The following is a 13,277-nucleotide window of genomic DNA, read 5'->3' as shown; positions in this document are numbered from 1 at the left end:
GGGCGGCGTTGACGATGCTGCCGGGGAGCAGGTCGTGCAGGTCGTAGAGGTCGTGGACGCTGCCGGACTGGCCGAACTCGTCGACGCCGAGCGGCACCGCGGGGGCGCCGACCGCCGAGCCGATCCAGGCCATGGCGTGCGAGGCGGCGTCGTGCACGGTCACCACCGGCACCCGGTCGGCGAAGGCGGACCGTAGCGCGCCCGGCACGCTCGGCACGGTCGCCGTGCGTACGCCCTGACGTAGGGTGCGCTGCCACGCCCGGTAGAGGCGATCCAAGCTGGTCACGTCCACCACGTGGGCGGCGACCCCCTCGTCGGCCAGTTCCGCCGCAGCAGCCAGCACCTCGGGCAGCACCGCCCCGGAGGCGGCCAGTTGCACCGTCGGCGCGTCGGCCAGGTGAGGGTACGCCTGGTGGGCGTCGACCAGCCGGTACGCCCCGGCGAGCACCTGTCGGCGGAGTACCGCGTCACCGAGCCGGGCCCGGGCGGCCTCGAACGGCGTCTGGTCCACCGGCCGGGTGCTGAGCCGGAAGTAGTACGCCCCGTCCTCGGCCGGCACCGCCGTCGGTGTCGGCCGGGTCGTACCGGCGATGTGCCCGAAGGCGTCGCAGAGCAGCCAGTCGAGGCTGGCCGCGTACGCGGGCTCGACGAAGGTCACCCCGGGCAGTTCCAGGCCGACGCTCGCGGTGATTGTCGACTGGTGGGCGCCACCTTCCGGCGCGAGAGTGATCCCGGACGGGGTACCCGCGACCACGAACCGGGCACCGGAGTAGGTGCCGTAGAGGAACGCGTCGAGCCCGCGCAGCACGAACGGGTCGTAGACGGTGCCGACCGGCAGCAGCGGCTGCCCGGACAGGTCCCACGCCAGGCCGAGCTGGCCGAGCAGCAGGAACAGGTTCATCTCGGAGATGCCCAGCTCGATGTGCTGCCCCTCGGGGCTTTCCGTCCAGCGCAGCATCCGGTCCTCCGACCAGGAACGCTGGGCGGTGGGGGCGAACACGCCGGTCTTGTTGATGAACCCGGCCAGGTTGGTGGAGGTCGCCACGTCCGGCGCGGTGGTGACGAGGTACCGGCCCACCTGTGGATCACGGGCCAGGTCGACAAGCACCCGGCCGAAGACCTCCTGGGTGGAGATCGGCTTGTTGGCGCGTACGTTCGTCGCCTGGGGCACGCTGACCCCCAGCGCGCGCTCGCGGGGCGCGCGGGACAGCACCTCGCGACGCTGCCCGGCCCGGATCCCGGCCGGCGACGCCGGGTCGAGCCGGTCCCACTCGGTGTCCCGGGTCAACCCCTGCGCGGCGCGCAACGTGTCGACCTGTTCGCTGGTCAGCAGGGCGGAGTGGTTGCGCGGGTTGCCGGCGATCGGCAACCCCCACCCCTTGACGGTGTACGCGAACACCACGCTCGGGCGGTCGGTCACCGCGTCGCACTGGGCGTACGCGTCGAGCAGCGCCGCGAGGTCGTGCCCACCCAGGTCGGTGACGAGCGGGCCGAGGTCGGCGTCGGAAACGTCGGCGATCAACGCCGCGATGCCCTCGGGGGCACCGTCCAGGAACTGCTTGCGTAGCGCTGGCCCGGTCAGCCCGAACAGCGACTGGTACTGCTCGTTCGGCATGGCGTCGATCCAGTCGCGCAGCGCCGCCCCGCCCGGCCGGTCGTACGCCTCGGCGAGCCGGCGGCCGTACTTCACCTCGACGACGTGCCAGCCGGCGGCCTCGAACTGGCCACGCCACTGGTCGATCCGCACTCCGGGGACGACCCGGTCCAGCGACTGCCGGTTGAAGTCGACCACCCACATCACGTTGCCGAGCCCGGTGGTGGCCGGGTCGGCGACGGCCTCCCAGATGTTGCCCTCGTCCAGTTCGGCGTCACCGATCAGGGCGACGAACCGGGAGTGCGGCCGTGCCCCGAAGTGGGCGTCGACGTAACGCCGGGTCACCGCGGCGAAGAGCGGCGCGGCGGCGCCGAGCCCCACCGAGCCGGTGGAGAAATCCACCTCGTCCGGGTCCTTGGTCCGCGACGGGTACGACTGGAGTCCGCCCCGTGCCCGCAGTCGGGGCAGGTACGACCGGTCGAGGTTGCCCAGCAGGTACTGGATGGCGTGGAAGACCGGGGAGGCGTGCGGCTTGACCGCGACCCGGTCCTCGGCGTCCAGGTGGGCGAACCACAGCGCGGTCATCGCGGTGACCAGCGAGGCGCTTGACGCCTGGTGCCCACCGACCTTCACCCCGTCGCCGGCACCGCGATCATGATTCGCCGCGTCCACGATCCGCGTCGCGAGCCACAACACCCGCCGCTGGATCTCGTCAAGAACATCAAGATCGTGCTGGTCCACGGTGAACTCCATCCAGACGTCCCCATTGACGTCCTCGCGAGGGGTGGTGCACCTCGTTGATCATGAGGTTGGCGGCAGTTTGAAGATCGACAAATGCCGCCAACCTCATGATCAACTCGGGTTGGTGGGTTGGTGGGTTGGTCAGGCTGAGACGCCGAGGCGTTCCAGGATCAGGGTGCGGACGGTTTGGGCGTCGGCTTGGCCTCGGGTGGTCTTCATGACCGCACCGACCAGGGCGCCGGCGGCGGCGACCTTGCCGCTGCGGACCTTGTCGGCGATGGCCGGGTTGGCGGCGATCGCCTCGTCCACGGCAGCGGTGAGCGCGCCGGTGTCGGAGACGACCTCCAGCTTGCGGTTGGTCATGATCTCGGTCGGTGAACCCTCACCGGCGACCACGCCCTCCAGCACGGTGCGGGCCAGCTTGTCGTTGAGCTTGCCGGCGTCCACCAGGCCCTGAAGCTCGGCGACCTGGACCGGGGTGGCCCCGATGTCGGCCAGTTCCACGCCCGTCTCGTTGGCCCGCCGGGACAGCTCACCCAGCCACCACTTGCGGGCCGCGGCCGGCGTCGCACCGGCCGCCACGGTCGCCTCGATCAGCTCGACCGCGCCGGCGTTGAGCACCGACTGCATGTCGAGGTCGGAGAGGCCCCACGCCTGCTGGAGCCGGCGACGGTGCAGCCGGGGCAGCTCCGGCAGGGCAGCCTTCAACTCCGCCACCCAGGCCGGGTCCGGTGCGAGGGGCACCAGGTCCGGCTCCGGGAAGTACCGGTAGTCGGTGGCGGTCTCCTTGGACCGACCCGGGGTGGTGTCCCCGGTGTCCTCGTGGAAGTGCCGGGTCTCCTGCGTGATCCGGCCACCGGCGTCGAGAACGGCGGCCTGGCGCAGCATCTCCGAGCGGACCGCCCGCTCGACCGACCGCAGCGAGTTGACGTTCTTGGTCTCGGTACGGGTGCCCCACTCCTGCCCGGGCAGGTTCAATGAGGTGTTCACATCACACCGCAGCGAGCCTTCCTCCATGCGCACGTCGGAGACGCCCAGGCTGCGGAGCACGTCCCGCAGTTCGGTGACGTACGCGCGGGCCACCTCGGGCGCGAGCGCACCGGTACCCGGGATCGGCTTGGTGACGATCTCCACCAGCGGGATGCCGGCCCGGTTGTAGTCGACGAGCGACTCGGTCGCGCCGTGGATCCGACCGGTGGCGCCACCGACGTGCAGCGTCTTGCCGGTGTCCTCCTCCAGGTGCACCCGCTCGATGCCGATCCGCACCATCTCGCCGTTGACCTCGACGTCCAGGTAGCCGTCGACGCAGAGTGGCTCGTCGTACTGGCTGATCTGGAAGTTCTTCGGCATGTCCGGGTAGAAGTAGTTCTTCCGGGCGAACCGGCACCAGGTCGCGATGGAGCAGTTCAGCGCCAGGCCGATCCGGATGGTCGCCTCGATCGCCGCCTTGTTCGCCACCGGCAGCGAGCCGGGCAGTCCCAGGCAGACCGGGCAGACGCGGGTGTTCGGCTCGCCGCCGAAGTCGGTCGGGCAGCCACAGAACATCTTGGTGTTCGTGCCCAGCTCGACGTGGGTCTCCAGGCCGATCACCGGCTCGTAGCGCGCGACGACCTCGTCGTACGCGGGCAGTGTCGTGGTCATCCGTGCTCCTGCCTCACAGTGCCGGTGGGGTGAACGTGCCGACGGCGCTCTCCAACGCGGCGGCGACCCGGTACATCCGGTCGTCGGCAAGCGTCGGGGCCATCACCTGAAGTCCGACCGGCAGCCCGTCGGAAAGCCCGCACGGCACCGAGATGCCCGGCCCGCCGTACAGGTTGCTCGGAATGGTGAACAGGTCGGCCAGGTACATCTGGTACGGGTCGGAGGTACGCGCGCCGAGCGGGAAGGCGACGAACGGGGTGGTCGGCGAGATCAGCGCGTCGACCCGCTCGAACGCCGCGGTGAAGTCGCGGGTGATCAGCGTACGCACCTTCTGCGCCTGCCCGTAGTAGGCGTCGTAGTAGCCCGAGGAGAGCGCGTACGTGCCGAGCATGATGCGCCGCTTGACCTCGGGGCCGAAGCCGGCCTCCCGGGTCAGCGACATGACCTCCTCCAGCGACCGGTTGCCGTCGTCGCCGGTCCGCAATCCGAACCGGACACCGTCGAAGCGGGCCAGGTTCGAGGAGCACTCGCTGGGCGCGATCAGGTAGTACGCCGGCAGCGCGTACCGGAAGTGCGGGCAGGAGATCTCGACGATCTCCGCGCCGAGCTTGGTAAGCGTGTCGACGGCCTCGTTGAAGGCGGCCGTCACGCCCGGCTCCGCGCCCTCGCCGCCGAACTCGGTGACGACGCCCAGCCGTACGCCGCTCAGGTCACCGGTCGCGCCGAGCTTGGCCGCGGCCACCACGTCCGGCACGGGTGCCGGGATGGAGGTGGAGTCACGCGGGTCGTGCCCGCCGATCGCCGCGTGCAGCAACGCCGCGTCGAGCACCGTACGGGCGCACGGGCCGGGAGTGTCCAGCGAGGAGGAGAAGGCCACCAGGCCGTACCGGGAGGTGCCGCCGTAGGTGGGCTTCGCGCCGACGGTGCCGGTCACCGCGCCGGGCTGACGGATCGAGCCACCGGTGTCCGAACCGATCGCCAACGGCGCCTCGTACGCGGCGAGCGCCGCCGCGCTCCCCCCGCCGGAGCCACCCGGGATGCGGTCGGTGTCCCACGGGTTGCGGCTCGGCCCGTACGCCGAGTATTCCGTCGAGGAGCCCATGGCGAACTCGTCCATGTTGGTCTTGCCGAGCATCACCGTGCCGGCGGCCCGCAGCCGTTCCACGATCGTCGAGTCGTACGGCGGACGCCAGCCCTCAAGGATCTTCGACCCGACGGTGGTCGGCACGCCCTTGGTGGTGAGGACGTCCTTGACCGCGACCGGCACACCGGCCAGCGGCCCCAGTTCCTCGCCGGCCGCCCGGCGGGCGTCGACGTCGCGGGCGGCGGCCAGCGCGCCCTCGGTGTCGACGTGCAGGAAGGCGTTGACCCGGCCGTCGACGGCGGCGATCCGGTCCAGGTGGGCCTGGGTGACCTCGACGGCGGAAGCCGCGCCGGTGGCGACGAGCCCCGCGATCTGCGTCGCGGTCATTGCGGTGACGTCGGTCATGAGGCCACATCCTCGTCCAGGATCCGCGGTACGCGGAACCGCTGCTCCTCCGCGTCGGGGGCACCCGACAACGCTTCCTCGGGAGTCAGGCACGGCGTCACGACGTCCTCGCGGAGCACGTTTGTCAGCGGCACCGAGTGGGAGGTCGGCGGGATGTCCGCGGCGGCGACCTCGCCCACCTGCGCGACCGCTTGGAGGATCACGTCGAGCTGACCGGCGAAGGTGTCCAGCTCCTCCTCTGTCACGGCGAGCCGCGACAGTCGCGCCAGGTGCGCGACCTCCTCGCGGGAGATGGCGGCCATCGGTGCCCCCTTCGTGGCTGTGCTGCGTCTGCCTGACCTGCGCCCACCGCTGCCGGGTACGCGACGCGCGGTGACCGCAGCGAGTCTATTGTTTCCCGCCGGGCAGGCCGTTGCCGCCTCCCCGAGCGCCCGACCCGGCTGGTCCCGGCCCGACCGGCGCCGTTGGGATCAGCGGGCGTGCCGGCGGGGGATCTCCGCCTCGTCGTGGCCGCCGAGCGGGCGGAGCGGACGGTACCGGGCCAGCCAGGCGACCAGTTCCTCCGCCGGCATCGGCCGGGCGTAGAACCAGCCCTGGGCAGCGTCGCAGCCGGCCGCGTGCAGCATCCGCCAGGTCCGCTCGTCCTCCACGCCCTCGGCCACCACCCGCAGCCCCAGCGCCTTGGCCAGCTCGATCGTGGAGCGGACGATCGCCGCGTCGTCGGTGTCCTCGGTCATGCCGAGGACGAACGAGCGGTCGACCTTCACCTCCGACAGCGGCAGTCGGCGCAGGTGCTGAAGGCTGGAGTAGCCGGTGCCGAAGTCGTCCAGCGCGATGCCCACCCCGATCCGGTGCAGCCGGGTGATGGTGGTCAGCACCCGACGCGGGTCGGCCATCAGCGCGCCCTCGGTGATCTCCAGTTGCAGTCGCTCCGGTGCCACGCCGTAGCGGGCGAGCCGGTCGGCGATCTGGTCGGCGATCTCGCCGGTGTGCAGGTCCCGCACGCTGACGTTCAACGCCGCCCGTAGCCCGAGGCCGGCCGCCGACCACTTGGCGAGCTGCTCCACCACGTCGTCGACCACCCGGCGGGTGAGCAGCCGCATCACCGCGCTCTGCTCGGCGACCCGGATCAGTTCCTCCGGGTCGACCATCCCCCGGCGCGGATGCCGCCAGCGCAGCAGGGCCTCCACCCCGACCACCTCGCCGGTGGCGATGGCGACCTGCGGCTGGTAATACATCATGATCTCGCCCGCGTCCGTTGCCGGCTCGGCACCGGAGCGGTCGGCGGTCGGACCTGTGGGATCCGCTCCGCCGCCGCCGAGCGCCGGCTGGCCACCGCCGTGCGTCCCGGGCCACACCGTGCCGTCTGCCGTCGCAGCATCCGATTCCACGTCACGAGCCGCCCGGCGCAGGGTCGGGTCCGCGCCGGTGATGATCCGGGCGATCAGCTCGTCGTCGTGGTGCCGCACCCGGGGACGACGGCGCCGCCGGCTCCACCATCGGATGCCGACCGGCTCCTCCAGCGGCGCGGTGGGCAGCACCGCGCCGTCCCCGCCGCGAACGGTGGGTCGCGGGTTGCCGGTCGCCTGGTCGACGGTGCGGGCGGTGGTCGTCTCGGCCGGCGCGGACCCGTCGGCTCGCCCCGAGGCGCCGACCTCCAGCACCCGGCGCAGGTCGGCCAGGAGTGCCAACCGCTCGGCGGAGTTGTGGTCGGACTCGGCGGTGTAGACGGCGACGGTGTCGTTGCGGTGCTTCGCGTCGTACATGGCCACGTCCGCGTGCCGCATCAGGGTGGCGAAGTCCTCGCCGTGATCCGGAAACAGGGCGATGCCGATGGAGCCGCCGACATCCAGCGGCAGCCCGTCCAGCGGCACCGGCTCGGCGAGGGCCTGGACGACCTGGTCGGCCAGCGAACGGGCCTCGCTGACATCGGTGAGCCCGGTCATCACGATCGCGAACTCGTCGCCGCCGAGCCGGGCGACCATCTGCGGCGGCGCGACCACGTCGGTCAACCGGGCGCTCACCTCCACCAGCAGCCGGTCGCCGACCGCATGGCCGAGCGCGTCGTTGACGTTCTTGAACCGGTCCAGGTCGATCAGGAGGAGGGCGAGGCGTGTTTCGGGCTCTCCTCGGGCGGCACGCTCGGCGTGCCGGTGCACCTGCTCGTTGACCTCAGCCAGCAACGCCTTGCGGTTGGGTAGCCCGGTGAGCGGGTCGAGTGCGGCCAACTGGTGCTGCTCCACGGTGAGCCGGGCCATCCGGTAGACCGCGAACAGCGGCACCAGCACCAGCGGCACCAGGGCGGCGCTTGCCCTGGCGGCGGTAACCAGCACCGGCGCGAGCAGCAGCAACGACCCGGTGGAGAGCAGTTCGAAGGGCAGGCCGTGCCAGGCGTTGGGCCACCACCGCTCCCCGAAGCGCAGCCGCACCGCGGTGGTGACCAACCCGTAGTTGACCGCGAACCAGGCGACCCCGGCACCGCCGATCGCGGCGATGTCGGTCCAGCCCAGCGCCGCACCGTCGTAGATCCCGCCGGGACCGAGCCGGGTGATCGCGTACGCCGCCGCCAGCGAGCAGGCGTACTGCCCGGCGTTGAAGGCCGTCCGCCAGGGCGCGTGCCGCATCCTGACCCCGGACACCACGACGGCGACCGCCTGCACCGCGACCGCAGGGCCGAGTCCCCAACCGAGCAGGATCGCGAACGTGAAGCAGGTCGAGGGAAAGACGGCCGAGGAGGACTGCCCCCGGCCGGGCGGCAGGAAGGGCCGGGCGTCGCAGGCCACGGCGAGCACCGCCATCGTCCAGAACGCCGCCGGCAGGTCGGGCAGGGCCGAAGCGAACGACACCAGCCCGTTCGCCGAGACGAGCAGGGCCACCACGAGTACGGCCGCGACAAACGCCGAGAACTGCGCCGTCCGCCCGGGCGGGACGAGGTTGCGCGGATCGGGCGACTCCATCACACCTCCCGGCACGAGACCGGCCCGTGGTTTCACGAGCCGTGCCCCAATGAAACGCCCCCACCACCCACTTACCCGTCGCGACAGTCACGAATCGGTCGTAGTCGTAATTAAGTTGGTATCCGGCAGAGTGCCGTAAAGATCATCACTCCTCGACGCGGGCCACCTGCCGGGCCGCCTCGGGGCCGGCGTCGAGGAGCACCTGGAAACCCGGCTCGTCGAGCACGGGCACCTTCAGACTGGCCGCCTTGTCCGCTTTGGAGCCGGGGTTGTCGCCCACCACGACGAAGCCCGTCTTCTTCGACACCGACCCGCTGACCTTGCCACCCCGGGACTGGATCGCCTCGGCCGCCTGATCCCGGGAGAAACCGCCGAGCGTGCCGGTGACCACCACGGTCACCCCTTCCAGCGGGCGTGGCCCCTCCTGCACCGCCGCCTCCGCCATGCGGACGCCCGCCTCGGCCCACTTCCGAACCACCTCGCGGTGCCAGTCGACGGCGAACCACTCGCGGATGCTGGCGGCGATGGTCGGGCCGACACCGTCGACTGAGGAGAGTTCCTCCTCGGTCGCCCGGTCGATCGCCTCGACCGAGCGGAAGTGTCGGGCCAACGCCTGGGCGGCGGTCGGGCCGACGTGCCGGATGGAGAGGGCCACCAGCACCCGCCACAGGTCACGTTCCCGGGCGGTGGCGAGGTTGTCGAGCAGCTTGACGGCGTTGCTGCCGAGGCTGCCGTCCTTGTTGACGAAGAACGGCGCGCGGGCCAGTTGCTCGGCGTCGAGCGAGAACAGGTCTCCCTCGTCGGTGATGATCTGCGCGTCGAGCAGCGCGGCGCCGCTCTTGTAGCCGAGCGCCTCGATGTCGAAGGCGCCGCGCCCGGCCAGGTGGAACACCCGCTCCCGCAACTGTGCCGGACAGCTGCGCGAGTTGGGACACCGGATGTCGACGTCGCCCTCTTTGGCGGGGGCGAGCGGGGTGCCGCAGGCTGGGCAGGTGGTCGGCATGACGAACGCTCGGGCGTCCGGCGGACGCAGGTCGACCACCGGGCCGAGCACCTCGGGGATCACGTCACCGGCCTTGCGGATCACCACCGTGTCGCCGATCAGCACCCCTTTACGCTCGACCTCGCGGGCGTTGTGCAGGGTGGCGTACTCGACGGTGGAGCCGGCCACCCGGACCGGCTGAAGCACCGCCCGGGGCGTGACCCGACCGGTCCGCCCGACCTCGACCTCGATGTCGAGCAGGGTGGTGTTGACCTCCTCCGGCGGATACTTGAAGGCGATCGCCCAGCGTGGTGCCCGGCTGGTCGAGCCCAGCCGCCCCTGGATGGGCACCGGGTCGACCTTCACCACCACGCCGTCGATCTCGTGCTCGACGTCGTGCCGGTGCGCCGCGTAGTGCGCGATGTAGTCCCGGACGCCGGCCAGGTCGGGCACCACCCGCCAGCGGTCGCTGGTGGGCAGCCCCCACGCCGTCAACGCCGCGTACGACTCGGACTGGGTGGCCGGCTGGAAACCGCGACGGGCGCCGATGCCGTGCACCACCAGGCGCAGCGGGCGGGAGGCGGTGATCCGTGGGTCCTTCTGCCGCAGGCTGCCGGCCGCCGCGTTGCGGGGGTTGGCGAAGGGCGCCTTGCCCTGCTCGACCAGGCCGGCGTTGAGATCGGCGAAGGCGGCCACCGGGAAGTAGATCTCGCCCCGCACCTCGATGAAATCGGGGGCCGGGCCGAACTCCGCCGAGTCGGTCAGCCGACCGGGCACGTCCCGGATGCTGCGCACGTTGGCGGTGACGTCCTCGCCGGTGCGGCCGTCGCCGCGGGTGGCCGCCCGAACCAGCCGGCCGCCTTCGTAGGTGAGGTTGATCGCCAGCCCGTCGACCTTCAGCTCGCACAGGTAGGGCGCCGGACCACCGGCGTCCCGCTCGACCCGCTCCGCCCAGGCGGCCAACTCCTCGTCGGCGAAGGCATTGTCCAGCGACATCATCCGTTCGGCGTGGGCGACCGGAGTGAAGTCGGTGGAGAACGTGCCGCCGACCCGCTGGGTCGGTGAATCCGGGGTGCGCAACGCCGGGAACTCCGCCTCCAGCGCCTCCAGGTCGCGCAGTTGGCGGTCGAAGTCGGCGTCGGAGATCGTCGGCGCGTCGAGCACGTAGTAGCGGTACTGGTGCTCGGTCAGCTCCTGACTGAGCGTGGTGTGCCGCTCCCGCGCCTGCGGCGTCGGCTCGGGGCCGGCGGCCTCCTGCGCCGCATCGACCTGCTGGGGAACCGCTTCCTCCGACACCCTGCCGCCTCCGGACACCGCTGTCGACCTCCCGTGATCGTGCTACCTCCGCACGGTAGTCCCCGGGTGGGACAACCGTGCGGCCAGCGCGGCGAGTTGATCGGCGTACTCGATCCGACCGGCCCAGTCCACCGGCCAGCCGGCCATCCCGTTGGCCGCGCCGACGAAGGCTCCGGCGAGGGCGGCGATCGAGTCGGAGTCACCGGCGCTCCGCGCACCCCGGGCCAACGCGTCGACCGGGGCGTCCGGGTGCCGGAGCGCGCAGTACAGGGCCGCCGTGAGCGCCTCCTCCGCGATCCAGCCCGCGCCGGTGACGCGACACGGGTCGTCGCCGTCGTCCGGGGCGGCCAGGGCCGCGTCGAGCCGGCCCAGCGCCACGAGGCACTCGTCCCAGCCACGGGCGATGAACTCCTCCGGCGTCCGCTCGCCCGGCCGTTGCCACAGGTCACCGAGCCAGTCGGCCCGGTAGACCGTGCGCTGCTGCCGGGCCCGGGCGGTGAGCAGGCCGGGGAGGTCGGCCAGCGGAGCACCGTCGACCAGCAGCCGCACGGCGTACGCGGTCAGCTCGCTGGCCGCCAGTCCGGTGGGGTGTCCATGGGTCAGGCCGGCCTGGAGTTGGGCCAGCCCGGCGAGGGTGTCCAGGTCGACACCGAGCAACCCGACCGGGGTGACCCGCATGTTCGCCCCGCACCCCTTCGAGCCGGCCTCGGTCGCCTGCTGCCAGGGCAGGCCCCGGGACAGTTCGGCGCAGGCCCGCAGGCAGGTCATCCCCGGCGCGCGGTTGTTGTCCGGGCTGGCCGCCCAGTCCAGGAAGCGGCGGCGCAGCAGCGGCTCCACCGCCTCGGCGGTGTACGTCGGCGCGTCGTGCAGCGCCCAGCCCACCGCCAACGCCATCTGGGTGTCGTCGGTGACCAGCACCGGATCACCGTCCAGCTCGCGCGGGCCGGTCGGCGCGTACCGCCTGTCGATCTCGGCGACGGTGAGGAACTCGGTGGGTTTGCCGAGGGCATCACCGAAGGCGAGCCCGAAGAGCGAGCCGGCGACGCGCTGGGGTGCAGGGCTGATCATGACCGTGATGATGCCTGTCGCCCGCAAGTCCGCGGAGCGGCCGGTCGGACCACCACGGTCGGCCTGCCGGCCCGGCTGAGGTCGGCACCGGCAGGCCGGGCGGTCAGTCCCAGCAGAGGCAGAACGGGTGGCCGGCCGGGTCGGCGTAGACCCGGAAGCCCTCGCCCTCGCCGGGTAGCCGGCGGGCACCCAGGGCCAGGGCCGCCTGCTCCGCCGCCTCGATGTCGTCCACCGTCACGTCGAGGTGGAACTGCTGGGGCCGTTCCGGGTCGGGCCAGGCCGGCGGGCGCAGCTCGGGGGCCCGCTGGAAGGCCAGCCGGGGCAGGTGGCCGGGCGGGCCGCCGAGCACCACCCAGTCGTTGCCGTCGGAGTTGTCCTCGATCAGCGGCAGGCCGAGCAGCTCCGAGTAGAAGCCGGCCAGCGCACGCGGGTCGGGACAGTCGATCACCGTCGAACGCAACTGTCCAATCATGGCCAGCATGGTGCCCGACGGGTACGACGAGAAACCTCACTCCTCGGACAGCCGACGCCCGGCGTCCCGACAGGCCGCGAGAACCGCCCGGGCGTAGGCCGCGTCCGCCCCGGCCAGGCCGCAGGCGGGGGTCACCACCACCTGCTCGGCGAGCCGGCGGCGCGGAAACCCGAGGCGGTCCCAGAGAGTGCGTACCCGGGCGGCGAGGTCGGCGGAGGTCGGCGCGCGACCGGTGGGCGTCGTCGGCGCGGCACCGGCCAGCAGCCCGAACCCGGCGTCGAGCGCCTCGCCGAGCGGGTCGAGGTCGGTGAGCAGGCTCAGGTCGAGCGCGACACCGATCGCTCCGGTGGAGCGGAACAGGTCCAGCGGCACGTCCGGGGCGCAGCAGTGCACCACGGTCGGCACCCCGACCGCCTCGATCACCGTGCTCAGCAACGCACGGGCGTCGCCCGACTCCACCGCCCGGTAGGCGCCGAGGCCGCTCTCGGTGGGGATCCGGCCGGCCAGCACCGCCGGCAGGGACGGTTCGTCCAGTTGGAGCAGCACCGACGCGCGGGGCAACCGGCGGGTGACCGCCTCGACGTGGCCGCGCAGCCCCTCGGCGAGCGAGCCGGCGAGATCCCGCAGCGCGCCGGGGTCGCGCAGCATCCGACCGCCGATCGGCAGCTCGATCGAGGCGGCCAGGGTCAGCGGACCGGCGGCCTGGATCTTGAGTGGGCCGGCGTACTCCTCGGCCTGCTCGGCGAGCTGGTCCAGGTCGCGCTCCATCAGGTCGCGGGCCCGACGCAGGTCACGGCCCGGACGCGGGGCCACCCGCCACCGCGCCGCGTACAGCTCGATCGGCAGCTCCACCAGCAGACCGCCGGTACGCCCGATCACGTCGGCGCCCGGCCCACGGGCCGGCAGCTCCGGCAGATGGGGCAGCTCGGGTAGCTCACCGAGAACGATCCGCTGTGCCTCGGCGATGTCGGTCCCCGGCAACGAACCCAGCCCCGTCGCCGCACCCACTCCCCACGGCAGCCCCTGATCACTCACCG

The 13,277-nt window shown here is 72.4% G+C and carries 9 protein-coding genes; all 9 read right to left on the bottom strand.

Annotated elements, in window-relative coordinates:
* On the bottom strand, positions 1-2,335 hold a 2,335-nt coding region (locus KBX50_RS30225; protein WP_210941271.1), incomplete at its 3' end, for a pyruvate dehydrogenase.
* Between the two features lie 141 nt (positions 2,336-2,476).
* The gene (gene gatB / locus KBX50_RS30220; protein ID WP_210941269.1) at positions 2,477-3,976 is read right to left on the bottom strand and encodes an Asp-tRNA(Asn)/Glu-tRNA(Gln) amidotransferase subunit GatB; all 1,500 of its coding nucleotides are present in this window, start codon (positions 3,974-3,976) and stop codon (positions 2,477-2,479) included.
* A 13-nt stretch (positions 3,977-3,989) separates the two neighbouring features.
* Positions 3,990-5,465, bottom strand: coding sequence for an Asp-tRNA(Asn)/Glu-tRNA(Gln) amidotransferase subunit GatA (gatA, locus tag KBX50_RS30215; protein ID WP_210941268.1), 1,476 nt, complete (start codon positions 5,463-5,465; stop codon positions 3,990-3,992).
* On the bottom strand, positions 5,462-5,767 hold the full coding sequence (gene gatC, locus KBX50_RS30210) for an Asp-tRNA(Asn)/Glu-tRNA(Gln) amidotransferase subunit GatC (RefSeq protein WP_088995614.1): 306 nt from the start codon (positions 5,765-5,767) through the stop codon (positions 5,462-5,464). Before gatC ends, gatA begins: the two co-directional genes overlap by 4 nt.
* 168 nt (positions 5,768-5,935) lie before the next feature.
* On the bottom strand, positions 5,936-8,422 hold the full coding sequence (locus tag KBX50_RS30205) for a bifunctional diguanylate cyclase/phosphodiesterase (protein ID WP_210941267.1): 2,487 nt from the start codon (positions 8,420-8,422) through the stop codon (positions 5,936-5,938).
* Between the two features lie 145 nt (positions 8,423-8,567).
* The gene (gene ligA, locus KBX50_RS30200; protein ID WP_210941266.1) at positions 8,568-10,700 is read right to left on the bottom strand and encodes an NAD-dependent DNA ligase LigA; all 2,133 of its coding nucleotides are present in this window, start codon (positions 10,698-10,700) and stop codon (positions 8,568-8,570) included.
* 42 nt (positions 10,701-10,742) lie between these two features.
* On the bottom strand, positions 10,743-11,768 hold the full coding sequence (locus KBX50_RS30195; RefSeq protein ID WP_210941265.1) for an ADP-ribosylglycohydrolase family protein: 1,026 nt from the start codon (positions 11,766-11,768) through the stop codon (positions 10,743-10,745).
* Positions 11,769-11,871: 103 nt separating this feature from the next.
* Complete coding sequence (locus KBX50_RS30190; protein WP_170863289.1) at positions 11,872-12,240, bottom strand: VOC family protein; 369 nt, start codon at positions 12,238-12,240, stop codon at positions 11,872-11,874.
* Between the two features lie 36 nt (positions 12,241-12,276).
* Positions 12,277-13,275, bottom strand: coding sequence for a methionine synthase (locus KBX50_RS30185; RefSeq protein ID WP_210941264.1), 999 nt, complete (start codon positions 13,273-13,275; stop codon positions 12,277-12,279).
* Positions 13,276-13,277: the final 2 nt, after the last annotated feature.

The organism is Micromonospora sp. C51 (assembly GCF_018070435.1).
Taxonomy (GTDB): Bacteria; Actinomycetota; Actinomycetes; order Mycobacteriales; family Micromonosporaceae; genus Micromonospora; species Micromonospora sediminimaris.
The sequence above is the reverse complement of the archived record's forward strand: the minus strand, read 5'-3'. Positions and strand labels throughout refer to the sequence as shown.